19 protein-coding genes and 1 pseudogene are annotated in these 24,392 nt (G+C 35.3%); 18 read left to right on the top strand and 2 right to left on the bottom strand.

The window, feature by feature from the left end; genetic code table 11:
• Nucleotides 1-32 precede the first annotated feature (32 nt).
• From QWZ06_RS27475 to msrA, 11 genes and pseudogenes are all read left to right on the top strand, one after another.
• A complete protein-coding gene (locus QWZ06_RS27475; RefSeq protein WP_290302321.1) occupies nucleotides 33-1,061 on the top strand; it encodes a GDP-mannose 4,6-dehydratase in 1,029 nt (342 codons plus the stop codon).
• 135 nt (nucleotides 1,062-1,196) lie between these two features.
• Nucleotides 1,197-1,418, top strand: a complete 222-nt coding sequence (locus tag QWZ06_RS27470) for a DUF2795 domain-containing protein (RefSeq protein ID WP_002662059.1) — start codon at nucleotides 1,197-1,199, stop codon at nucleotides 1,416-1,418.
• A 125-nt stretch (nucleotides 1,419-1,543) separates the two neighbouring features.
• Nucleotides 1,544-4,617: pseudogene (gene secA / locus QWZ06_RS27465) on the top strand (preprotein translocase subunit SecA).
• A gap of 151 nt (nucleotides 4,618-4,768) precedes the next feature.
• Nucleotides 4,769-6,967, top strand: coding sequence for a TonB-dependent siderophore receptor (locus tag QWZ06_RS27460; protein WP_290302320.1), 2,199 nt, complete (start codon nucleotides 4,769-4,771; stop codon nucleotides 6,965-6,967).
• A 33-nt stretch (nucleotides 6,968-7,000) separates the two neighbouring features.
• Nucleotides 7,001-7,216: a hypothetical protein gene (locus tag QWZ06_RS27455; protein ID WP_290302319.1), complete on the top strand. Its 216-nt coding sequence runs from the start codon at nucleotides 7,001-7,003 to the stop codon at nucleotides 7,214-7,216.
• Nucleotides 7,177-9,162, top strand: coding sequence for a TonB-dependent siderophore receptor (locus tag QWZ06_RS27450; RefSeq protein WP_353960049.1), 1,986 nt, complete (start codon nucleotides 7,177-7,179; stop codon nucleotides 9,160-9,162). The genes QWZ06_RS27455 and QWZ06_RS27450 overlap by 40 nt, the downstream gene beginning before the upstream one ends.
• A gap of 39 nt (nucleotides 9,163-9,201) precedes the next feature.
• On the top strand, nucleotides 9,202-10,404 hold the full coding sequence (locus tag QWZ06_RS27445; RefSeq protein WP_290302317.1) for a PepSY-associated TM helix domain-containing protein: 1,203 nt from the start codon (nucleotides 9,202-9,204) through the stop codon (nucleotides 10,402-10,404).
• A complete protein-coding gene (locus QWZ06_RS27440; protein ID WP_290302316.1) occupies nucleotides 10,404-12,515 on the top strand; it encodes a TonB-dependent receptor in 2,112 nt (703 codons plus the stop codon). Before QWZ06_RS27445 ends, QWZ06_RS27440 begins: the two co-directional genes overlap by 1 nt.
• Before the next feature lie 50 nt (nucleotides 12,516-12,565).
• Nucleotides 12,566-13,777: a PepSY-associated TM helix domain-containing protein gene (locus QWZ06_RS27435; RefSeq protein WP_290302315.1), complete on the top strand. Its 1,212-nt coding sequence runs from the start codon at nucleotides 12,566-12,568 to the stop codon at nucleotides 13,775-13,777.
• Between the two features lie 79 nt (nucleotides 13,778-13,856).
• Complete coding sequence (locus tag QWZ06_RS27430; RefSeq protein WP_290302314.1) at nucleotides 13,857-14,825, top strand: ROK family protein; 969 nt, start codon at nucleotides 13,857-13,859, stop codon at nucleotides 14,823-14,825.
• Between the two features lie 276 nt (nucleotides 14,826-15,101).
• Nucleotides 15,102-15,656 carry a peptide-methionine (S)-S-oxide reductase MsrA gene (msrA, locus tag QWZ06_RS27425; protein WP_290302313.1) on the top strand — a complete coding sequence of 185 codons (555 nt, stop codon included), beginning with the start codon at nucleotides 15,102-15,104 and terminating at the stop codon, nucleotides 15,654-15,656.
• A gap of 250 nt (nucleotides 15,657-15,906) precedes the next feature.
• On the opposite strand, the gene QWZ06_RS27420 is transcribed toward msrA, so the two are convergent.
• The gene (locus QWZ06_RS27420; RefSeq protein ID WP_290302312.1) at nucleotides 15,907-16,674 is read right to left on the bottom strand and encodes a hypothetical protein; all 768 of its coding nucleotides are present in this window, start codon (nucleotides 16,672-16,674) and stop codon (nucleotides 15,907-15,909) included.
• Between the two features lie 372 nt (nucleotides 16,675-17,046).
• On the opposite strand from QWZ06_RS27420, the gene QWZ06_RS27415 reads away from it, so the two are divergent.
• The 7 genes from QWZ06_RS27415 (at nucleotide 17,047) to QWZ06_RS27385 (ending at nucleotide 22,624) form a co-directional block, all read left to right on the top strand.
• On the top strand, nucleotides 17,047-17,253 hold the full coding sequence (locus tag QWZ06_RS27415; RefSeq protein ID WP_290302311.1) for a hypothetical protein: 207 nt from the start codon (nucleotides 17,047-17,049) through the stop codon (nucleotides 17,251-17,253).
• Between the two features lie 67 nt (nucleotides 17,254-17,320).
• Nucleotides 17,321-18,973: a tetratricopeptide repeat-containing sensor histidine kinase gene (locus tag QWZ06_RS27410; RefSeq protein ID WP_290302309.1), complete on the top strand. Its 1,653-nt coding sequence runs from the start codon at nucleotides 17,321-17,323 to the stop codon at nucleotides 18,971-18,973.
• Between the two features lie 2 nt (nucleotides 18,974-18,975).
• Nucleotides 18,976-19,653 (top strand): response regulator, encoded by a 678-nt coding sequence (locus QWZ06_RS27405; protein WP_353960044.1) that lies wholly within the window; start codon nucleotides 18,976-18,978, stop codon nucleotides 19,651-19,653.
• A gap of 132 nt (nucleotides 19,654-19,785) precedes the next feature.
• Nucleotides 19,786-19,992 (top strand): hypothetical protein, encoded by a 207-nt coding sequence (locus QWZ06_RS27400; protein ID WP_290302308.1) that lies wholly within the window; start codon nucleotides 19,786-19,788, stop codon nucleotides 19,990-19,992.
• Between the two features lie 21 nt (nucleotides 19,993-20,013).
• The gene (locus QWZ06_RS27395; protein WP_290302307.1) at nucleotides 20,014-20,394 is read left to right on the top strand and encodes a DUF6232 family protein; all 381 of its coding nucleotides are present in this window, start codon (nucleotides 20,014-20,016) and stop codon (nucleotides 20,392-20,394) included.
• A gap of 26 nt (nucleotides 20,395-20,420) precedes the next feature.
• The gene (locus tag QWZ06_RS27390; protein WP_290302305.1) at nucleotides 20,421-20,738 is read left to right on the top strand and encodes a hypothetical protein; all 318 of its coding nucleotides are present in this window, start codon (nucleotides 20,421-20,423) and stop codon (nucleotides 20,736-20,738) included.
• A gap of 269 nt (nucleotides 20,739-21,007) precedes the next feature.
• Nucleotides 21,008-22,624 carry a T9SS type A sorting domain-containing protein gene (locus tag QWZ06_RS27385; RefSeq protein WP_290302303.1) on the top strand — a complete coding sequence of 539 codons (1,617 nt, stop codon included), beginning with the start codon at nucleotides 21,008-21,010 and terminating at the stop codon, nucleotides 22,622-22,624.
• Nucleotides 22,625-22,892: 268 nt separating this feature from the next.
• Here the strand turns inward: QWZ06_RS27385 and QWZ06_RS27380 are convergent, their stop codons facing one another.
• Entirely contained in the window at nucleotides 22,893-24,344 is a 1,452-nt protein-coding gene (locus tag QWZ06_RS27380) for a glycosyl hydrolase family 28-related protein (protein ID WP_290302302.1), read from the bottom strand.
• Nucleotides 24,345-24,392: the final 48 nt, after the last annotated feature.

The raw sequence follows: 24,392 nt of genomic DNA, 5'->3' as shown, positions 1-24,392 counted from the left end.
ATTTATATTTTTGTATTCATAAAAAACCACTGATGATTTATCTTGTAACAGGCGGTAGCGGCTTTATTGGTTCCCATTTAGTTGAACGATTATTAAGAAATGGACATTCTGTCATAAACATTGACAATTTTGATGATTTTTACAGCTATCAGGTAAAAATTAAAAATACTTTAGAGTCTATCGATATAATTTCGAATTTTGAATTTTCTGACAAAGAAACTGACATTCAACATCTGACTTCTCTTTCTCATTCTGACAAATATTCCCTTTACTATCAGGATATCAGAGACAAAAAAGGTCTTGAAGACATTTTCAGGAACCACTCTATTGATATGGTTATTCACCTGGCTGCATTAGCGGGTGTTCGTCCTTCTATTGAAAAACCTTTGGAGTATGAAGAAGTAAATGTTCGCGGAACAATGAATCTTTGGGAGTTATGCAAAGAGTTCAATATCAAAAAATTTATTTGTGCGTCTTCATCAAGTGTTTACGGAAACAATGAAAAGGTTCCTTTTGCAGAAACTGATAATGTAGACAACCCTATTTCTCCTTATGCAGCAACAAAAAAATGCGGAGAAGTTCTGGGACATGTATATCATAGTCTTTATCATATTGACATGATTCAGTTAAGATTTTTTACGGTATACGGCCCAAGACAGCGACCAGATCTTGCCATTCATAAATTTACGAAGCTGATTTCAGAAGGTGTAGAAATTCCTTTCTATGGGGATGGCACTACCGCCAGAGATTATACCTATATTGATGACATTATTGATGGGATTATCAAATCTGTTCTTTACTTAGAAAATAATTCCAATGTGTATGAAATCCTTAATTTAGGAGAAAACCAGGTCGTTACTTTAACAGAAATGGTAGCCACAATAGAAGATACCCTGGAAATGACTGCCAACAGAAAAATTCTGCCAATGCAGCCTGGAGATGTCACAAAAACTAATGCCGATATTACCAAAGCTAAGACTTTAATAGGGTATAAACCTGACACAGACTTCCAAAATGGCATAAAAAAATTTGTGGAATGGTTTTTGAGAAAACGACAATAGTAAATTGCTGACATGGCTGCCATGCAGTTGGTGACAGACATTTACAAGAAAATATTATAAAAAGAATTGAAAATCAAGTATAAAAAAGTTTATTATACAACCTATTTTTATACTTTTGCAAAAAATTAGAAAATTATGTACTGGACATTAGAATTAGCTTCATATCTAAGTGACGCACCTTGGCCAATGACAAAAGCAGAGCTTATTGACTACGCAATCAGAACTGGTGCTCCTATGGAAGTAGTTGAAAACCTTCAGGCCATTGAGGATGAAGGAGAAATTTATGAATCTATCGAAGAAGTTTGGAGTGACTATCCAACAGACGAGGATTTCCTTTGGAACGAGGACGAATATTAATAAAGCGATAAGCTTTAGGCTACGAGCTTAGAGCTTTTTTGCCCTTTTTTATATATTAACTTACACGATAAGCGTGTCATTAAAACGCTTAAAGCATCTTGCATTAAGCATAAAGCAAAAAATTTATGAGTTTTTTAAACAAAGTTCTTAAAGGGTTTTTGGGAGACAAAAAAGCGCAGGACCTAAAAGAAGTAAAAAAAGTTGTAACAAAAATCAAGGCTGTAGAACCTAACATCCAACAATTGTCGGATGATGGACTGAGACAAAAAACTGCTGAGTTTAAAGCAAACATTAAAGATGCTACCAGCAAGATCACAGCTCAAATAGAACAGATTAAAGAGCAGATAAAAAATTCAACAAACGTTGATGAGAAAGAAGCTCTTTTCTCAAAAATTGAGTCTTTAAAGAAAGAATCATACGAAATTGAAGAAAAAGTTCTACTTCAGGTTCTTCCGGAAGCTTTTGCATTGATCAAAGAAACCGCAAGAAGATGGGCACAGAATGGAGAAATTCGTGTAACAGCAAGTGACTGGGATAGAGAACTAGCTGCTGCAGGGAAAGATTTCGTTTCGATCCAAGGAGACCAAGCTGTTTGGAAAAACTCATGGGATGCTGCCGGAACTCCAGTAGTTTGGGATATGGTCCACTATGATGTTCAGTTTATCGGAGGTATTATTCTTCACAGTGGTAAGATTGCCGAAATGGCAACCGGTGAGGGTAAAACTTTGGTAGGAACATTACCTATTTACTTAAATTCACTTCCGGAAAGAGGGGTTCACGTAGTAACGGTGAACGACTACCTTGCGAAAAGAGACTCGGCTTGGATGGGCCCATTGTATCAGTTCCACGGAATGTCTATCGATTGTATCGATAACCACCAACCGAACTCAGACGGAAGAAGAAAAGCATACAACTCGGATATTACTTATGGAACCAACAACGAATTTGGTTTCGATTATCTGAGAGACAACATGGTAACTTCACCTTCAGAACTGGTACAAAGAGAATTGAACTTTGCGATCGTGGATGAGGTAGATTCCGTATTGGTAGATGATGCAAGAACACCATTGATTATTTCAGGTCCGGTTCCTCAAGGAGACAGACAGGAATTTGATGTTCTTAAGCCTTCTATCGACAGAATTGTTGAAGTTCAGAAAAAAACTGTTTCTGCTATTTTTAATGAAGCGAAAAAACTAATCGCAGCAGGAAACACTAAAGAAGGAGGATTCAAATTGCTTCAGGCATACAGAGGTCTTCCTAAAAACAGACAATTAATCAAATTCTTATCGGAAAGCGGAAACAGAGCATTGCTTCAGAAAGTTGAAGCACAATACATGCAGGACAACAACCGTGACATGCCGATCGTAGATAAAGATCTTTACTTTGTAATTGAAGAAAGAACAATCAGGTAGACCTTACAGACAAAGGTGTTGAATACATGTCTCAAGGGAACTCTGATGCTAATTTCTTTGTGCTTCCGGACATTGGGACTGAAATTGCTGAAGTAGAAGCGAAGGATTTAACCAAAGAAGAAGAATTCGAAGCTAAAGAAAGACTTTTTGCTGATTTTGCTGAAAAATCTGAAAGAGTTCACACGATGAGCCAGCTATTGAAAGCCTATACACTATTTGAAAAAGATGATGAGTATGTGGTAATTGATGGTGAGGTAAAAATCGTTGACGAGCAGACAGGTCGTATCATGGAAGGAAGACGTTATTCTGACGGTCTTCACCAAGCGATCGAAGCTAAGGAAAATGTAAAAATTGAGGCAGCTACTCAAACTTTTGCAACGGTTACCCTTCAGAACTATTTCCGTATGTACAACAAACTTGCGGGGATGACGGGTACTGCTGAAACAGAGGCTGGTGAGCTTTGGGAGATCTACAAATTGGATGTTGTAGTTATTCCAACCAACCGTCCTATTTTAAGAAATGACAAACAAGATTTAGTTTTCAAAACTAATAGAGAAAAATATAATGCTGTCATTGAAGAAATTGAAAGATTAACTGCTGCAAAAAGACCTGTATTGGTAGGTACAACTTCAGTTGAGATTTCTCAGTTGCTTTCAAAGGCACTTCAATTAAGAAAGATTCCACACCAGGTATTGAACGCGAAGCTTCACAAAAAAGAAGCAGAGATCGTTGCAGGTGCAGGACAGCCGGGAGTTGTAACCATTGCTACCAACATGGCGGGTCGTGGTACGGATATCAAGCTTTCTAAGGAAGTAAAAGAAGCAGGAGGTTTAGCAATTATCGGTACTGAAAGACACGACTCAAGACGTGTTGACAGACAGTTAAGAGGTAGAGCGGGACGTCAGGGAGATCCGGGAAGTTCTCAGTTCTACGTTTCTCTTGAAGATAACTTGATGCGTTTATTCGGTTCTGAAAGAATTGCTAAAATGATGGACAGAATGGGTCATAAAGAAGGTGAAGTAATTCAGCACTCTATGATCAGTAAATCTATTGAAAGAGCTCAGAAAAAAGTAGAAGAGAATAACTTCGGAACAAGAAAGAGGCTTCTTGAGTATGATGACGTAATGAATAAACAACGTGACGTAATCTACAAGAGAAGAAAGAATGCTCTATTCGGAGATCACTTGAAATATGATATCACCAATATGATTTTCGATGTAGCCAACTCTATCGTTGCGAAAGGAAAAGCTACAGGAAATTATAAAGATTTTGAATACGAAATCATTAAAACATTTACCATGGAATCTCCGGTTTCCCAAAATGATTTTAATAATAAAACCGTTCAGGATCTAACGAATATCTTATTCCAAGCCGCTCAGGAAGATTATCAAATGAAGCTGAACCTATTGAAGGAAAAATCATTCCCAATCATTGAGAATGTTTACCAAAACCAGGGAACAATGTTCAAGATGATCCAGGTTCCTTTCACAGACGGGCACAAAACAATGACTATTGTAGCTGACCTTAAGGAAGCTTATGATACTCAGTGTGAAAGTTTAATCAATGATTTTGAAAAGAATATTACTTTATCCATCATCGATGAGAACTGGAAGCTTCACCTTCGTGAAATGGACGACTTAAGAAGATCTTCTCAAGGAGCTGTTTATGAGCAAAAAGATCCACTTGTGATCTACAAACAGGAATCTTTCCATTTATTCAGCGAAATGATGGAGAAATTGAATAAAGAGATTATATCATTCTTATACAAAGGAGAAATTCCTGCATAAGAAATCACTAACAATATTATTAAAAAACCGCTCTGGCATTGACCTGAGCGGTTTTTTGTTATTAATTGTATAATATTTTTATGACAAATATCAATATTATTGTTTATTTAGAATAGTTAAAAACAATATATTTGCATAAAATTTGACTTTCATGAAAAATGTACTGATGTGTGCTTCTTTGCTGGGCTCTGTATTCTCTTTTGCCCAAGAAAAAGATTCTACCAAAACAAAAAGCATTGATGCCGTAATCATTAATACATATATAAAAAAAGACAGTGAGTCTTCCAATAAAATGCCTTTAAAGGCGATTGAAAATCCACAGGTTTACTCAAGTATTGATAAAGTCATTTTAGAAAATCAAGGAATTTACACCGTTGATGATGCCTTCAAAAACATTACCGGTCTCCAAAATATGTGGACATCCAATGGTAGAGCAGGCGATGGAGGAGCTTACGTTAGTTTAAGAGGTTTTGTATCATCAAATTCTTTAAGAAACGGAGTATTAGGAGCTGTAACAGGAACTATTGATGCCATTAACCTTGAAAAAGTAGAAGTTCTGAAAGGCCCTTCAGGAACATTATTCGGAAGTTTACTGTCAAGCTATGGTGGAGTTATCAACCGGGTGACTAAAAAGCCTTATGATACATTTGGTGGAAATGTCAGCCTGGGAGGTGGAAGCTATAATACATACCGAGCAGCGGTAGATATTAATACCCCTATAACTCAAGATAAAAAGCTATTATTCCGATTAAATTCGGCTTACACCAACGAAGGTACGTTTCAAACGGAAGGATTCAGAAGAAACCTTGCTATTGCACCAAGTCTAAGCTATAAACCCACCGACCGCTTAACTATTAATCTAGATATGGAATTATTCCAGATGAAGAATATGAGCGATCAGACCTTCTTCTTCTATTCGGGAGATTACTTACAAAAGGTCAATAACATCAAGGATCTTAATCTTGATTATAGAAATTCTTACTTAGGAAAAGACCTTACCAATACAGGAAGAAGCATTAACTTCTTTGGGCAGGTTAACTATAAAGTTTCAAATACGATTACTTCTTCCACTAATTTCAGTACATCTTCCAGCTATTCTAACGGATTTATGCCTTATTTATATTTTTCCGGGGATTATGCAGACAGAGTATACAGAAGTGACCAGTCTACCAGAGACAGCAGAAAAAGATCTCTTAATTTCCAACAGAATTTTAATGGAGACTTTCATATTGGAAATCTAAGAAACAGAGTCGTGGTTGGTTTTGATTATTTAAGAGTAAATAACAATCAAAACTTCTACGATGTGAATGGATTTGATAAGAATGCAAAAGGAGAATCAATTCCGGTTCCTTTACATACGGCCTTTGATTATACAAATTTCAATGGCTCAGCATTACAAGTACAGTATGCAGCTATGGCGGGTAATGAAAAGCCTTACCTCATCAACGGGATACAGGAAAACTATGCGGTATACATTTCCAACGTATTAAATATTACCAAAAACCTTAATGTATTGATGGCATTGCGAGTGGATAACTTCAGCAATAAACCCGGCAGTACAAGCCTTACAGATCCTCAGGAAAAAGAAAAGCTAAACCAGACTTTCTTTTCTCCAAAATTAGGAGTAGTCTATGAACTTATAAAAGATAAGGTTTCTGTATTTGGAAATTACCAAAACAGCTTTAAAAACCTTGATTATTATGTAAATGCATCCGGTGCAACGGTAACCCCTGTTCCGGAACAGGCTAACCAGATAGAAGGAGGGATCAAAACCAATCTGTTCAACGGAAAAATATCTTCTACATTCAGCTATTATAATATTAAAGTAAAAGATGTTTTAAGAAATGCTATCGGTGCAATTGATCCAATGGCAAAAATCCAGGATGGAACCATTGTAAGCAGAGGAGTGGAGCTTGAAATCAATGCTTATCTGGTAAAAGGTTTTACAGCCATTGCAGGGTTCAGTTATAATGATTCAAAATATACTCAGTCTGATGATACTGTTCTTAACAGAAGACCGAACACGTCAGGATCTCCTTACCTAGCCAACCTTTATGCAAGCTATCAGTTTCTTGACGGAAAACTTAAAGGATTAGGATTCGGAATTGGAGGAAACTATGCAAGCGAAAATAAGATTGTCAATAACTTAAATACAGCAAAAAACACTGATGAAGTATTTACATTACCATCCTATGTAGTCCTGAATGCCAGTGCGTATTATGATGCCGGAAAATTCAGAATCGGTGTTAAGGTAGATAACTTTACCAATCAACATTACTGGATCGGATACACAACAGCCAATCCGCAAAGGTTAATTAATGCTGTAGGAACACTTACTTATAAATTCTAAACTGTTACAATAAATTACTACCCCTTATAAACAATGAAAAAACTGACGATAGGAGCTGCATTATTAACATCAATGTTAAGTTTTGCACAGGAAAAGGACACTATTAAATCTAATAATATTGAAGAAGTAGTGGTTAATGGAAGATATTATAAGAAATACGTAGAAAAACAGGGATCATCTTCTCTTCGTCTGGATGAAGCGCTTATCAAATCCCTCAGAATATTTCCATCATTACTAATAAAGCACTAGAAGACCAACAGGTTACAACTCTAAGTGACGGAGTGCTAAGAAATGTTGCCGGAGCTCAAAGATTAGAACACTGGGGAGATATGTACACCAGAGTGAATATGAGAGGATCCAGAGCTGCCGCTTTCATGAATGGAGTGAATGTAACTTCTAACTGGGGTCCGCTAAGTGAAGATATGAGCTATGTAGATCATATTGAATTCATCAAAGGCCCGTCTGGATTCCTAATGTCAAACGGAGAACCAAGTGGTATTTATAATATTGTTACTAAAAAACCTACAGGAAATTCTCTGAACGGAACGGCAAGAGTAACCCTTGGAAGTTTTAATATGTATAGAGGTGAAGCAGATATTGACACGAAAGTTACTGATAAAGTAGCATTTAGATTAAATCTAATGGCTCAGAATAAAAACAGCTTCAGAGACTATGAGTTTAATGATCGATATATCATCAATCCATCATTAAAAGTGAAGCTGACGGATAACACAACGTTGGTTGCTGAATATATTTACCAGAAAGCAAAAATGTCTGAAGTAGGCTCTGCTTACGTTTATAGTTTTGAAGGATATGGTAAAAAACCTGTAGAATATACTGTTACAGATCCGGGAATTGATCCTACAAAAATCACTAACCATACTGTTAACTTAAACTTACAGCACAAATTTAACGAAAACTGGAAATTAACAACCCAACTTTCCTATGTAAATGAATATACTATGGGAAGTGATATCTGGCCGGGGAAATTTATTTCAGATACAAAATTTATAAGAACTCTTAATTTTTGGGAAGCGAGTAATATCATGAAATTTGGTCAGATATTTTTAAATGGTTATTTGAAAACCGGATCTGTTTCTCATAAAGTATTGGCTGGGCTCGATTTTGGTTCAAAGAAGTATCTGGCAGACTGGTCAAGCAGTGGAGCCCTGGATACACAAGAAAACCCTTTTGATCTTAATGCTGGTACATATACACCTCCTAGTGCAGGCTATCCTAAATTTAATAATCAAGGAAAGTCTTTATTAGAAAGAGCAACTCCTTACGGTACTATTGAACAGGAATATACAGGGTTATATTTACAAGATGAATTAGGATTTCTTGATGATGCTCTTCGTTTAACCGTTGCGGCACGTTATACCCATGTAAATGAGAATAGTTATGGAACTAAAGCAGAGGCCAACAAAATAACGCCACGTATCGGATTAAGTTATTCTATAGATGCTAATACTTCCGCTTATGCATTATATGACCAGGCATTTACACCACAATCCGGGTTGTTCAGAGACGGAACAACAGCAAAACCTATCACCGGAAACAGTATGGAAATTGGGTTCAAAAGAGACTGGTTTAATGGGAAATGGAATACTACTCTTTCTTTATATAACATTAACAAAAACAATGCAATCGGTGGTGATCCTACCGATCCTACAGGAGTTTTCTCTGTGTTTCTTGGAAAAACAAGAGTACAAGGAGTAGAGTTTGATTTGAAAGGAGAAATCGCTAAAGGATTTAACGCTATCCTTAATTATGCTTTCACTGAAAATAAATTCGTAGAAACGACACAGAAAGCAAACAAAGGAGATTTGGTTCCCGGATATGCCAAGCATACAGTTAATGGCTGGTTAAACTACACATTTACTGAAGGAGAATTGGAAGGATTTGGTCTAAGCTTCGGTGGAACCTTCCTGGGAGGAAGAAGCAGCTGGAACTGGGGAAGTATCAACGCTCCTCTGCAAATGAATGATTATCTGAAATTTGACGCTGGACTATCCTGGGAAAACACGAAGTTCAGAGTGGGATTGAATGTTTTCAACGTCTTCAACAGATATCTGTATAGTGGAAGCAGTATTAACTTCACTATGGCGGATGCTAATAACACCCAAAGAGGTGGATATTACTATCAGGCCGAAGCCCCTAGAAACTTCAGAATATCTTTAGCATATAAATTCTAAAAAATAAAAGTTAGCCCTTTTGAGGGCTAACTTTTCACTATGAAAAAAAAGCATCTCCATAAAAAGAAAATTTCTCCAACGAAGAAATGGTCTGCCAAACTGCATTTGTGGTTTGGTTTGTCCGTTGGTCTCATTGTCTTCATAGTCTCTCTTACGGGGACTTTGTACGTTTTTAAGGATGAAGTACAAAATAGTCTTCGTAAAGAAGCCATCTATGTAAAACCCGGTGAGATCAATAAAAACCCTTTATCCATCAATATTCTTCGTGAAAAAGTAAGTTTGGAACTTAACGAAAAATATCCTGTAAGCTCAGTTGAAATCTCTTTGGATAAAAATAAATCCTATCGTTTCTTATACTATGATAAGAGTAAGAAAGGTTGGAATTATTTTCAACAGGTTCTCATCAATAAGCAGGTTTATGTTAACCAATATACCGGAGAAATTCTTGCTGTTTACAATGAAAAGTATGATGTATTTAATATTCTGAAGTATATCCACTGGGGACTTTTACTGAACTCAGAATGGGGTTCTTATGTAACGGGAATTCCAACTGTATTATTTATTATCATGCTGATTACCGGAATTATTCTATGGTGGCCGAAAAATAAAAATGCCAGAAAAGGAAGATTTTGGTTCAACTGGGAAAATGTAAAAAACTGGAAACGCAAAAACTATGACCTTCACAATGTATTGGGATTCTATGCCTCATTCATTGCACTGGTGATGAGTGTTACCGGGATTTATTTTGCCTATCCGTATGTGAAGAATTCATTTAATCTTGCCATATCCGGTTATTGGGAATCACCAAAAGAAAAGGAAATCAAATCCCCGGATTCATTGATGGCAAAGAGGTCTGATATTTTTGATATAACAGCCTTACAAACCGAAAAACTATATGCAGGATCATCCAGTTTCAGAATTACTTTAAATGGAAAAAATAAAAAAGGAAAGGAGCTCAAAAACCTTCCAGTCACTGTGTATGGTCAGGATGGAAGATTCAGTGAAAGAAACCTGCTTACTTTCGATAAATATTCGGGAAAACTACTAGCCAATAAACCTCATCACAAACTCAAAGCTGCAGAAAAATATGCGAACGCCAATTATGATGTCCACACCGGATCTTATTTCGGATTGTTTGGAAAAATCATTTGGTTTATCGCAGGTCTTATCTGCACCTCACTCCCTGTTACCGGATTTTTGGTCTGGTGGGGAAAAAGAAAGAAACAAGGAAAGAAAATATAATGAAAAAAGCAATTTTATCAGCTGCCAGTCTGGGAACTACAATAGTTTTCGGCCAGGTAAAAGATACTTTACAAACCCAAAATGTGGATGAGGTTGTGATGACGGCTTCCAGAAAAAAGGAGAACATTAAAGAGGTTCCCAGCTCCATAACAGTAGTTGGAGAAAAGCAGATACAGTCTCAATTAACTGTTAACTCAGACATCACAAGTATATTACAATACACGGTTCCCAGTTTAGGAACAAATTCCGGCCAGACTTCTAATACGGGACAAACTTTAAGAGGACGCCAGGTGCTAGTCTTAATAGACGGAGTTCCTCAATCTACTCCCCTTCGAAATGGAGCAAGAGACCTACGAGTAATTGATCCCTCAGCTATTGAAAGAATAGAAGTCATCAAAGGAGCTTCATCCATTTACGGGAACGGTGCAGACGGAGGTATTATCAATTATATCACAAAAAGAAATAAAACGAATAAGTCTATTTCCGGAATTTCACAAGTAGGCTTCACTGGCCAATTTTCAGGAGGAACTTTAGGAGTAAGAGCAAGCCAGCTTTTATCAGGGAAGATCAATAAGTTCGACTACACGCTTTCCTTAGCCTATGAAAGAACAGGCTATATGAAAGACGCCAATAAAGTCTATTTGAGTCCAACATACAGCACGGCAAAAATGGACAACTACAACGGAATGTTGAAATTAGGCTATGACATCAACGAAAACCAAAGGATTGAAGCCTCCTATATTGGGTATTCATCAAAATCAAACCTGAACCTGGGATTACATACAGGAACCTATGGCACTGATCCTACCATTGGCGAAGGATTAGGAAAAGGTCTCGAAACAACTCCTCAGGGAACTCCAAGAAATCATAACATCAGAGTAAGCTATGATAATAAAAATCTGTTCGCCGGAACTGCATTAAATGTGAATCTTTATTATCAGGATTTTAAAACCGTTTATGGGTATAGCGACACTTTTTTCAATGGTGGCCAGTCTAATGTTCTTTCTAAAAAAGCCGGGGCAAGATTTAATTTTGATACTCAACTTTGGAATACCCAAAACTCTCAGGCAGAAATTATCTATGGAGCTGATATCCTTAATGATGAAACTGTACAGAAACTGGAAGACGGTCGTTTCTGGACTCCAAACATGAATATGACCAATATTGCGCCCTTTTTATTGGCAAAAATTGATCTTTTCAAAAAATTAACCATCAAAGGAGGGCTTCGATATGAAAACATCAAAGTAAATGTAGATGATTTCAATACGCTTTCTGTCATTAAAAATAATGGCACATTTACACCAAGTATTCCAGTAGCAGGAGGAAAATTAAATTACAATGCGCTGGTAGGAAATATCGGAGTTCGATACAATATTGAACCGTTTATCAATATTTTCGGAAGCTTTTCACAAGCCTACTCGATCAATGAACTGGGACGAATTCTAAGAACCTCAACCTCCGAAACCATCAAAAACCTTGAAACAAAACCTATTATCGTAAACAATTACGAATTGGGAGCAACAGGACAGGTTTCAAACTGGATGAATTATGAACTTACCTCTTATGTAAGTACCTCTAAACTTGGAGCTACTTTTGTTCAGAGTGCAGACAGAGCGTTAACAATTAAAAGAGCTCCGGAGATTATTTATGGAGTGGAAGGTTTCCTGCACTTTACTCCTCTTAAATGGCTTCAGTTTGGTGGAAGCTATAGCTGGATGGAAGGAATTACTTCTCCGGATGATAATGGAAATTATTCAGCAAAAATCAATAACAGCAGAATTTCTGCTCCAAAAGTTCTTGCTTATATACAGGTGAAACCAATTCCACAAGCTTTCATCGGTATTGACATGCTTCACTCTTTTCAGCAAAACAGATTTCAACCGGATGCCAAAAATCAATACACCTATGGAGAAGGATTTGTGCCTGATTACACCGTATTTAACGTAAAACTTGGGGGTGAGATTAACAAGAACTGGAAAGTATCTTTAGGAATTGAAAACGTTTTAAACAGACTTTATCAACCTTCTATTGCTTGGTGGTCTGCCAGAGACAGTGAGTTCGTCAATTCGCTGGGAATGAGAGGAACATTCATACTTGAATATAAATTTTAATTAATCTAAATAAAAAGTAAAGTTTATCTTTGCAGAACTTTAACTGTTATATGAAGAAAAATCATCATCATAAGAAAAAGCCGGGATTTTTTAAAAAATGGTCTGCCAAACTCCATTTATGGTTTGGGCTGGTCATTGGTTTTCTAATCTTTATTATCTCCATTACCGGAGCATTGTATGTCTTTAAAGATGAAGTGGAAAACTATACCCGAAAAGATGTTATTTACCATCACGAACAGAATATCGAACAAAAGCAGGTTCTTCCCATCAGAGTTATGGAAAAGGCTGTTGCTGAGCAGGTAAAAGAGAAATATCCAATCCATTGGGTAAATGTACCTATCGACAAAAAGATGTCCTATATGTTCTTCTGGTACGAACACAACACGGATGCTTGGAATTATTTTGATGAATTTCCTATCTATAAACAGGCTTATGTGAACCCTTACACCGGAAAGGTTCTTCGTGTGTATGATGAGAAAAACGGGTTTTTCAATATTGTAAAAATGATTCACTGGAGTTATTTGCTGAAACAGGATTGGGGAACTTATGTGGTAGGAATACCAGTTATCATTTTCATCATCATGCTCATTACCGGAATTGTTTTATGGTGGCCTAAAAATAAAGCGGCAAGAAAACAACGTTTCTCTTTCAAGTGGAAAAACATTAAAAGCTGGAAAAGAAAGAATTATGACCTTCATAATGTTCTTGGTTTTTATGCTTCAATTTTCGCGCTTATCTTTTCAATCACAGGATTGTTTTATGCATTCTTTGTTGTTCAGGCAATGATCTATGTAATATTTTCCGGTGGCGAAACCCAATATCCGGATTTCTCTCATATCAAAACAAAGGCTCCGATAGAAATGAGAACAGAGACCACTCTTGATAAGATCATCAGTACTGTTGAAAAAAGATATCCCGATTCCAATGGTTTTGCCATAGATCTTGGGCATGAGCATATGGATGATCATGAGCATCCTAATTTTGAAGTATATGTAAAACACCTTTCCTATTCTTATCATAAAAGCAGCAGCCTTATTTTTGATGAAAACTCAGGAGAATTATTACATACCCATGATCCAAAGGACAAAAACTTCGGTGAGAAGGTAGTCAGCGCCAATTATGACATCCACGTAGGTGCTATTTTGGGGCTTCCAACAAAGATTTTAGCTTTTATTGTAAGCCTTATCTGTGCCTCACTTCCAGTAACAGGTTTTATGATCTGGTGGGGAAGAAGAAAGAAAAAAACGGTAAAAACAGCTTAATCTTTTAAATAATACCAGGTTAATAAGTTATTAATACAATCTTTTTTATAATTTTAGCCCTTAGAATTTAATAATAGAAATGTCATTAATAGATTTATCAAAACAGGTTGCCCTTGGAGTTGACATCGGCGGAACCAATACCAAATTCGGAATTGTAAACCATCGTGGAGAAGTTCTGGATAAAGGAAACCTTAAAACCGATGCCTATGATAAAGTAGAAGATTTCATCGACGCTTTATACGAGCATGCCTATCCTTTAATGGAAAAACATGGTTCAGAAAAGCACTTTGACGGAATCGGTGTAGGAGCACCCAATGCCAACTATTACAAAGGAACAATAGAATTAGCCCCTAACTTACCCTGGAAAGGAGTCATTCCTTTTGCTGAACTCATGACCGCAAAATTCAATTTACCTTGTACGGTAACCAATGATGCTAATGCTGCCGCTTTGGGAGAAATGCTTTTTGGTGCTGCTCGCGGAATGAAGGATTTTATCATGATTACCCTGGGAACAGGAGTAGGAAGCGGAATTATCGCCAATGGAAACCTCATCTACGGACACGATGGTTTTGCAGGAGAACTGGGACATACTATTGTAAAACCAGGAGGAAGAAAACACTGGAGTACAGGATCTGAAGGAAGTTTAGAAGCCTACGCTTCTGCAACGGGAATTACGATCACAGCTAAGAAAATGAGAGCCGAGTTCCCGGAATCTATGCTGAACCAATATCCTGAAGATGAGATCAATTCTAAAACCGTATACGAATGTGCGATGAAGGAAGATCCGATTGCTATTGAAGTTTTCAGATATACAGGACAAAAACTAGGAGAAGCATTAGCTAATTTCGTGATGTTTTCTTCACCACAGGCTATTCTTTTATTTGGAGGAGTAATCAAAGCTGGAGACTTTATCTTAAAGCCTGCTAAACTTCATATGGAAAGGAATCTATTGCCTATCTTCAGAAATAAGGTAAAACTGGTATTCAGTGAGCTGGACGAAGCCGATGCTGCTATTTTGGGAGCAAGTGCTTTGGTTTGGGAAAAATAACTGATATACTTAATAATATGTAAAGCGATCTCAATGTGAGATCGCTTTTTTGTTTTGCCACGAATTAACGAATATAAAATATTTTCTATGTGGCTATTTGGTTAGAAAAACATATTTATATAGGCTCACATGCTTTTTTATCATTAGCATTATCTATGAAAACAATTCATGAGATCCGTATCAAAATCCATGAAGTTTTTCTTACTTTTGATTAGCATTTTTCATAGCGATCAAGGTCATGAGAAATGCAGCAAAAACAATACAATTACCAAAAAAATGGATAACAATAATTTAGAGACCATCGTTTTCGGTGGCGGATGTTTCTGGTGTGTTGAAAGCTGTTTCAATCTGTTAAAAGGCGTTGATGCTGCCATCTCAGGATATTCCGGCGGTCACAAGGATAATCCCACTTATCAGGAAGTGTGTACCGGAGAAACAGGTCATGCAGAAGTAGTACAGATCACTTATAATCCTTCCATAATTTCCTATGAGCAATTAATGGATGTCTTCTTCTTTCTACACGATCCTACCCAACTTAACAGACAAGGGAATGATATCGGGACACAATATCGTTCCGTAATTTACTATAAAGATGATGCTGAAAAACAAAAGGCAGAACAAGCTATCAAAACTTCTGAGGAATCAGGAAGATGGGCAGGAACTTATGTCACTGAACTGGCTCCTTTTGAAAAATTTTGGCCTGCAGAACAATATCATCAGGGGTATTACAATGATAACCCTACCCAACCTTATTGTAGTGCTGTAGTAGGCCCTAAAATTCAGAAGTTTAAAAAGTATTTTGGAGAACTTGGAATGCTGAAAACAGAGTAACCTTCATAAAACTATTATAACCATAAAAATGATTCAATTTATTGTAATGCTATTGGGATTAGCGTTTCCCAACAATACAACCAATGCAATAGCATCAAATAACATAGCCATAATAACGGCACAAAGCTCAATATCTAATTCAGGTGAATCAACTGAGGATACAAGTGGAGATAATGGGCAATTACCTCCGAAAAAATAAAAGCTAAACGATAACAAAAGCGGGATATTTTATATCCCGCTTTTTTATTTATCAATACCCGGCATATTTATCAATAATATAAGCTGTAGAAGCTCTTAGTTCCCGTCCTGTATCAGGGTCTACTCCATCCATCGTAAAAAACTCAACATTCCCATTGTACTTCGAATACCAAGTCTTTCCCAAGGCATTATCTATCGTAAGAGTATCCTTTCTTGTAATCCTTTTAAAATACCTCAACTGAACAGTATCTTTTGGTATAAGACTACGTTGGGGATTTTTATCTTCACAATTGGCCAACCTGTACTCATTATCTTCCCAAAACATACAACTTCTTTCCTCAACAGATGCCCCAAAAAAACTTAACGGGGTATTACTCTTCCCTTTTGATGAATAATGATTCCCTATTAGAACACTGATAATCAAAAAGGCTCCGGCTATTCCTAATCCATTTTGTTTTAAAACCCCTGGCATCGCAAGAATAGGCTTATTAATGATTGTTATTACAATTTTAGAAATAGCTTGTTGAATAGTATATTCCATTGTTCTCCATTCAGATCGATAATCTTTAAACGTTTCATATCCTAAATATCTACTTAAATTATCCAAAGTAGATGTTTTTATATTATAATCTTCATCATTTTCTACTATAGCTTTATAATAATTTTCAAAAGATTTATAACTAAGCGGTTCAAATTCGTCTTTCAAAGTTCGATCAAGATATTGAATAATTCCATTAAATGATGTCTCTGTGGCTTCAGATGAAGCTTTTTTATAAACATCTTCTAATAACTTTTTCTTTTCGGATAAAAATTTTGACATACTCATGGTTATTGTGTTGAAAATTATGAAGTCCTAAATCAAAAACATTACGGGTTTCCGTACAGCTCACCAAAAAACTTTCCAAAAACTTTCCAGAATCTTTCTAACCCTTGCCCTCTTTTCTGTAGCATCTTTGCATCAGAGATCAGTGAAACACAAAACATTACAAACAAATTTACAAAACTGATTTCAAAAATCACCAGATAAAACGGAGGAAAACTCCGGGTTGGGAAGCAGATGTTTCTCCTCCGTTTTTGAAGGTTCACTTCCCAAAAAATTTAGAAGCGCTTCAAATTTTTTAATCGTGTAGCTCTACCTGTGATCAGTTTCACCGGCAACTACAGAAATGCACAAATTTTAAATTTTTAAGGAATGATCCAGTTTTTTATGATGCTACTTTTAGCATTTACTAATAATGCCAACGCAACACACCATAATGATAATCAAAAGCCAAATATCATCACTCTAAGTGCCAAAGAAGACCCTGAAACGGAAACAGGTGACGGAAATGGCCATGGAAACGGAGGTAATACAGGAGGCAATACAGGCCAACTTCCCCCTCCGGGTATGTTGCCTTAATAAATACGAAAGAACAGATTGTATAATCTGTTCTTTTTTTTTTACTTTGGATACCACAAAGTAATCCATGAAAAAACTCTTTATCATATCTCTTGCTATACTACTATTCTCATGCAATGACAAGCAGATTGAGCCGGGAAATGGAATAGCCAAGAAGTATTATGAAAAAGCTAAAACCGATACTACAGGTTCTTCATTCTATTATTTCAACTTGGCAAAAAATGCTTATCTGGATACAAAAGACTCTGTAGGCGCAGCCAAAGCACTGGTAAATATGGCAATACTTCAGGAAAGTAAAGGAGATTACTATGGAAGTATTGAAACCTCACTTGAAGCAGATCGATATCTCGGAAAAAAAGAGGACAGCATAAGCCGTCAAACATTTGCTTCAAATTTTAATAGCATGGCCATATGTTCCTCCTATCTTTATGAATTTGAAGATTGTATCACGTATTATAAAAAAGCGCTTCAATATACATCTGCTAAAGAGTATAGATATATGATTCTAAATAATCTTGGGACGGTACAGATTACTTTAAAAGACTATAAAGAAGCCATAAAAAATATACAGCTTGCATTACCTACAACAGATAGTTTGAAATATGCTATGGTCATTAATAATTTAGCAAGAGCTAAAAATTTTGATAATACAAATTATAATCCTCTCCCTGAATTTTATAAAGCTCTTGAAATTAGAAAAAGAGCAGACAACAGTGTAGGTGAAAATTCGAGTTATGCCACTTTATCAAATTTTTATTCTGATTCAGATAAAAAGAAGGCACTCTATTTTGCCGAGCAAATGCTCAATACGGCTAAAAAAAATAATAGTATTGAAGATCAGCTTCAGGCATTACAAAAAATAATTAGCCTAAAACCCAACAATAATCTGGTCTATTTTGAAGATTTTCAGAAACTAAATGACAGTGTTCAAATTTCACGAAACAAAGCAAAAAATCAATTTGCAACCATAAGGTATGATGTAGAAAAAAAGAATTTAGAAAATCAGTCACTAAAATTACAGAAAGCAGAGAATGAGATCCAGCTATTATGGCTATATCTTCTTTCAGCGTTACTTGTTGCTCTTCTAATTATCGGTATCATTTTATATCAGAAAAGACAAAAAAAACTTCAGCAAGAAAAGGAACTTGAAGTAAAAAATACTCAACTCAAAATGTCTAAAAAAGTCCATGATGTAGTAGCCAACGGGATTTATCAAGTAATGACAAAAATTGAAAATCAGGAAAATTTTGATAAAGAGAAGGCTCTGGATGAACTGGAATTCGTTTATGAAAAATCCAGAGATATATCCTATGAAAAACCGGAGACTAAAGATACCGTAGAATTTGCTGAAAAAATATTCACACTCATTGATTCCTTTAAAAGCGATCATATAAAACCGTTTCTTACCGGAAACAGTCAAAATATATGGAATGAAGTAAGTGGAACTGTACAAAATGAAATTTTTCAAGTTATCCGTGAGCTGTTGGTCAATATGAAAAAGCACAGTCAGGCCAGTCTTGTGGTTTTTAAATTTGAAAAAAATAATACCCAAATAAACATTCAGTATAAGGATAATGGAATTGGAATCCCAGGAGAAATTATCCATGGAAATGGATTATCAAATACGGTTTCCCGTATTGAAAAAATAAAGGGGTCAATTATTTTTGACAATACAACAGAAAAAGGATTGAAAGTCAATATTTCATTCCCCACATCTTAAAAATGAAAAAAGAAATGTTCAAAAAAATTTTAATAGCCGAAGACCACGAAAGCAGCAGTATTTCTGTACAGAGAACACTGGAAGATCTTAATATTTCCGATGCAGACTATGTTTATTATTGTGATGATGCAGTAGCAAAAATTCAAAAATCAATCCGGGAAACTAATTTCTATGACTTATTAATTACGGATCTCTCCTTTGAAGAAGATCATCATGAGCAAAAGATTAAAGACGGTAAAGAACTCATCAAAACCATAAAAGATCTACAGCCTTCGTTGAAAACTATTGTGTTTTCTTCTGAACACAAATCCGGCATTATCAATTCTCTTTTTACAGAATATGGAATTAACGGCTTTGTCCGTAAGGCAAGAAATGATGCCAAAGACTTAAAAAAAGCAATTGCCTCAGTATATGAAGGGAACAATTATCTCTCGCTTGATCTTAAACAGGAAGTAAAAAAGCTAAACAGCTATGAGTTTTCAGAATATGACACCACTCTTGTTTCTCTCCTATCACAAGGCGTTCTTCAAAAAAACATCCCTGTATATCTCCAAAACAACAACATCAAACCCAACAGTCTGAGCAGTGTAGAAAAGAAGCTGAATAGCCTGAAAGAAGAGCTTGGGATCACCAATAATGAACAGCTTGTTGCTTTTTGTAAAGATCTGGGAATTATTTAGGGGAAAACAAAGCCTGTAATTTTATACAACCTTTCAACTTTTTGAAAGGTTTTTTGTTTTTACGGTTTCCCGTAAGGATAGGCCTATAAAGGGTTATACTTTTGGAATGTTAAACCAATTAAAATAAAATACATGAAAAAGTATTATGTAAACAAGAATGCACAAAGTAATGGCGATCATGAGGTTCATAATGAAAACTGCTATAGGCTCCCAACCATTGATAATAGAAAATATCTAGGTACATTTTCTTCATGTAAAGAAGCTGTAAAAGAAGCAAAAAAAGACTACCCTCAATCAAATGGTTGTTATTATTGCTCTCAGGACTGTCATACCAAATAACACCTCTAAAAAATCACCATCATGGAAACCTCAACCCCAACTGAAACTACATTTTATAAAGATAGCTCTGTAGTTGTTACACAATCAAGATTTGTCACCCAATCAAAAACATATGCAATGCGAAATATTTCTTCTGTTCATATTTTTGAAATTATTAAAAGTAAGACAAAAGCCATTCTAATGATATTTGTAGGACTAGCATTTCTTTTGTCAAAAGATATTTTTTGGATAGGAATAATACTTTTAGGTTTAGGGGTTTGGTTAATTTTCTACATTAAAAATGAATACGCTGTTCGAATAAGCACAAATGCAGGAGAAGCTAATAGCATTGTTTCAAAAGACAGAGATTATATTCAAAAAATTGTAAGCGCTTTAAATGAAGCTATCATTCATCGAGGATAATAAACTAATAACAAAAAACAAATACTATGAAAAAACTACTTTTCACCAGTCTTCTGGGACTGGGACTTTTATTACCTACTAACTTTTCGGCCTCTACAGCCAGCATTACTTCAACAAAAGAATTACTTACCAAAAACCCAAGAAAAGGAAAAACTAAAACCAGCAGAAAAAGCAAATCAACAAGATCTAGCTATTCTTCACCAAGATCCTATTCAAGCTCAACCAGTAGAGGTTGCACTTACAATGGTAACCAATTGTATGTTGGCTCAAGAGGAGGTTGTTATTATTACTCCGGAAATAGCAAGCAGTATGTGGATCGTTCTTATTGCTCTGGCTGCAACTAAAATACAAAGCTAATAACTATGGATTTTAAGTAATCTAAAAAAACACTCAACATATAACCATCATTAAAAAGCGAAGATTCTCTTCGCTTTTTAATGAATATACACTTGATACTACTTAAGCGTTCCAACTCAATTCTATATAAAGCTTTATTCGCAATACCAAGGTAAAACAATGAAAATCAAATAGAAATAAATTACATATTTTAATCTTTGTCAGCTAAGTATTATAATTTTTTGTACTTTAGGATAACACAAAAAACATTTAACTGATGAATAAAAAAATATTTTTTTTATTGCTTCCTTTCCTTGGATATGGACAATATAACTTAGTGAACGTTACGAATTACTGTGGTAATACCAATCCATCTCGTTCAAACAGATATACTCATATATTTGAAAAAACAGAAAATTTTCTGGTCTATAAATTCTATAAAGACTGCCAAGCATCAGGGCAGGATAGCACTTTTTCAGTTTGGGCTTATGACGGGCAAAATCCTCCTTATAAACTAAAATATGATAATGGTAATGAGGTAAATGATACCTCAAACCTTTGGGCGGGGGAACTAGTAAATAGTAATAATAAAATCTTTTATACTAAACCTCAAATTGCTAGTCCCAATAGTGTGGGAAGCCATAAAGAACTTTGGTATTTTGATGAAACCATTTCAAAGACCTTAGTTCATAAAGTAAATACAACCTCTTTTCCCTCTGGCTGCAAAACTTTTGAAAACCTTACCCCATTTTTGGGAGGGTTCTACTATACTGGTGATATCAACAATACTTGTTATATAGACCAAAATATAAATACCACATATCAATTTACAGCCAGTAGATATAAAAATTACTGGAACCCTCCATTTATTTTTAGCAATACAGAGCACAATGGAAGCTTATTCTATAAAACATGGAAGGATAATACGGTAACAAGCAATACTATTAAAAAATACAATCCCACAAATAATCAGACAACAAGCATAGTTTCATCTGAAAATGATCAATTTGGAGCTTATCCAAACTATTTAACAAAATTCAAAAACAAACTATTTTTCATTAATCGAACAACTCAATATGGCACTGAGATCTATTATTATGACGATGCGAACAATAGTATTAACTGCTTAGACATAACACAGGGAGCCAGCTCTTCAAATCCTTCTTTCTTAACAGTCTATAATGATAATTTATACTTCTATAATATTGCAAATAACAAATATTATATCTATAAATATGACGGAATCAACCCTCCTATCATAATTCATCAGGAAAATATTACCACACCGGGAGGAAATTATGATTATACTGGTATATGTGGATATAATGGGAATATATATTTCGTAAGAACAACCTCATTATTAGGAGGAGATCAGAATAACTTCACAACAGAATTGTTTGAATATGCAGGTTCCGGTAATGCTCAATTAGTAGCATCTTTTCCCGAATTCAGAGTTCTTCCTTATGGCCCTATAAATAACACCCTTATTAATTACCTTCCTCAGTTTAACAGTTCGGGAAGAAGTTCTATTTTCTCTTTTAAAAATAGCTTATACATTGTAGGATTTCAAAAATATGGCAGCAATTTTACCGGGGAAGACATATGGAAGATTTCACCAAATACTACCTTATCTGTTAATACTATTGATAGGCAGCAAAGAAGAGATGTTGTAGTATACCCTAATCCTACAAATGATGAGGTTAGCCTGAAGTTCACAAAGAACCCTAAAACGGTAAAAGTTGAGATTTATAATGCCGCATCACAATGGATGAAAACAATAGATTTTAATGATAAAGACGAACTAAGGTTTAAGATGCCTGAATCTAAAGGAACATATTTACTAAGAATCATTAGCGATCAAAAAAACATAGTTACTAAGGTGACAAAAAAATAAAATTGTACTACTACAAAATTCAGAATCTATAAAAATAAAAAAGCGAAGACTGGTCTTCGCTTTTTTATTTTCTAATCATTTCCGTATGCGGAATATCATCTTCCAAATATTTCTTTCCGGTATCCTCAAAACCAAAGTCCCCGTAGAACTTCATACCAGTGGAGAAACACTTCCAATATTTCCTCCTAAAAAATAACAAATAAAACAGCTGCTATTTTATAGCAGCCGTTTTATGGATTCTAGAGTATTATCCTGGGCTCAGTGAATATTAAACAATAGCTCCTGATGCATCTACCCAGCTATTTCCATTAAACCAGATCGGTTTTAATAAATCTGTATCAAATATCATGGAGCCTACAGAATTATTCTCAGGTCTTTGAGCTGAACCTACATGGATTGTAGCATTATATTTATTAGGAATATATGCGCCAAGAACATCATCCTTAACATTTTGGATTGTGGTCATTTTCCCATTATCAATAATACCTGCACTTGGTAAAGTAAAATATTTAATGGTTACATTCTCTATTTTCGTAGCTTCAGCAGAGTTATCAATCTGTACTTCCTGCCAAAATCCTCCTAAAACGGTAGCCCCCTGACCCTGGAACCAAGCTTTTTTGGATGCATAGCAATTAATATATACAGTATGAATTCCATCATCAAGAACATCTGCTATTGAATAATCATTTTCAAATGCACTTCCAATAAATGTATTATAACGGCTTCCTCTGCTTACCATTAAGCCATACTTTGTACAGGATTCCGGAGTTCCACCATAAAAAGTATTCTGATCACCTTGAAAAATATTGACTCCAAAAGGCATTCCCTCCATTTTAATATCATAAAAAGAATTGTTACTACAATTTCCAATTCCTTTTAATACTTCTTCTATTACTTCTTTTCCGTCTTTTATCTTTTTTTCTTTTTCTATTCTATGCCCGTGATCCAGTTTTAATCCCTGATAAGGAATATTTTTATTACCTGTATTCATAACAGTATCAACATCAGAACTACATTGTAAATTTTTGAAACCGGAAAGCATAACTCCTTTAAAATGAAAGCCAATTCCTAGGTCTTTATCAGCTTCCCGTACAGCAACATTCTCCCAATTACTATGAGCTATTCCTTGGGCAAAGATCAATACTTCTGTATTATACTGCCCTTCTACAACAATATTGTTAAGGTTTAAGTTTTTACAAAACGGTGGTGAGTCATTATTATCCTTAAATGCGTCCATCTCCAATGCAATACCTCCCTTCATACATTTTAAAACAACACCTCTGAAAGTTTCTCCTTTAATAGTCAGGTTCTCTATTTTTATATTCCCAATATCAGTATATCGATAAATACCGTTAGGAAAATATATAATAATCGCTTTGTCAAATTGACGATACACTGCGCCATTTTCAGGTATTATTCTCTCTTTTCTGTAATTTTCGCAAAATGCCAGTGCCTTTTTGATCGCAATACTATTATCTGTAAGATCATCTCCTTTAGCACCAAATCTTTGGATATTTAATTGTCCACTGGTCAAAAAGTTAATATCCACATAAAAATCATTTCCTTTTTTTCTGTAAACGACTCCATCATCAGTTACCGTCGCAGAACCTGTATACTTTTGATAGTTCACATTTTCCTTGGTAAAACTATCCACTAATTGAACTAGATCCTCTGAAGGATAAACACTCGTTGGGCTAAAAAAATCTTCTGTAAAAATCATAATAATCTCTTGTTTAAGGTTAACATGACGAAGATATTAAGAGACAGC

Origin of the sequence: Chryseobacterium tructae, assembly GCF_030409875.1 — a bacterium.
GTDB lineage: Bacteria > Bacteroidota > Bacteroidia > Flavobacteriales > Weeksellaceae > Chryseobacterium > Chryseobacterium tructae.
This window is presented reverse-complemented; position numbering and strand designations above follow the sequence as displayed.

Coding starts and splice junctions, on each gene's coding strand:
- QWZ06_RS27440 (WP_290302316.1), top strand. CDS start 10,404: ATGAAAAAAGCAATTTTATCAGCTGCCAGTCTGGGAACTACAATAGTT.
- QWZ06_RS27395 (WP_290302307.1), top strand. CDS start 20,014: ATGGAAACCTCAACCCCAACTGAAACTACATTTTATAAAGATAGCTCT.
- QWZ06_RS27405 (WP_353960044.1), top strand. CDS start 18,976: ATGAAAAAAGAAATGTTCAAAAAAATTTTAATAGCCGAAGACCACGAA.
- QWZ06_RS27410 (WP_290302309.1), top strand. CDS start 17,321: ATGAAAAAACTCTTTATCATATCTCTTGCTATACTACTATTCTCATGC.
- QWZ06_RS27475 (WP_290302321.1), top strand. CDS start 33: ATGATTTATCTTGTAACAGGCGGTAGCGGCTTTATTGGTTCCCATTTA.
- QWZ06_RS27420 (WP_290302312.1), bottom strand. CDS start 16,674: ATGTCAAAATTTTTATCCGAAAAGAAAAAGTTATTAGAAGATGTTTAT.
- QWZ06_RS27385 (WP_290302303.1), top strand. CDS start 21,008: ATGAATAAAAAAATATTTTTTTTATTGCTTCCTTTCCTTGGATATGGA.
- QWZ06_RS27390 (WP_290302305.1), top strand. CDS start 20,421: ATGAAAAAACTACTTTTCACCAGTCTTCTGGGACTGGGACTTTTATTA.
- msrA (WP_290302313.1), top strand. CDS start 15,102: ATGGATAACAATAATTTAGAGACCATCGTTTTCGGTGGCGGATGTTTC.
- QWZ06_RS27415 (WP_290302311.1), top strand. CDS start 17,047: ATGATCCAGTTTTTTATGATGCTACTTTTAGCATTTACTAATAATGCC.
- QWZ06_RS27470 (WP_002662059.1), top strand. CDS start 1,197: ATGTACTGGACATTAGAATTAGCTTCATATCTAAGTGACGCACCTTGG.
- QWZ06_RS27445 (WP_290302317.1), top strand. CDS start 9,202: ATGAAAAAAAAGCATCTCCATAAAAAGAAAATTTCTCCAACGAAGAAA.
- QWZ06_RS27455 (WP_290302319.1), top strand. CDS start 7,001: ATGAAAAAACTGACGATAGGAGCTGCATTATTAACATCAATGTTAAGT.
- QWZ06_RS27430 (WP_290302314.1), top strand. CDS start 13,857: ATGTCATTAATAGATTTATCAAAACAGGTTGCCCTTGGAGTTGACATC.
- QWZ06_RS27380 (WP_290302302.1), bottom strand. CDS start 24,344: ATGATTTTTACAGAAGATTTTTTTAGCCCAACGAGTGTTTATCCTTCA.
- QWZ06_RS27435 (WP_290302315.1), top strand. CDS start 12,566: ATGAAGAAAAATCATCATCATAAGAAAAAGCCGGGATTTTTTAAAAAA.
- QWZ06_RS27460 (WP_290302320.1), top strand. CDS start 4,769: ATGAAAAATGTACTGATGTGTGCTTCTTTGCTGGGCTCTGTATTCTCT.
- QWZ06_RS27400 (WP_290302308.1), top strand. CDS start 19,786: ATGAAAAAGTATTATGTAAACAAGAATGCACAAAGTAATGGCGATCAT.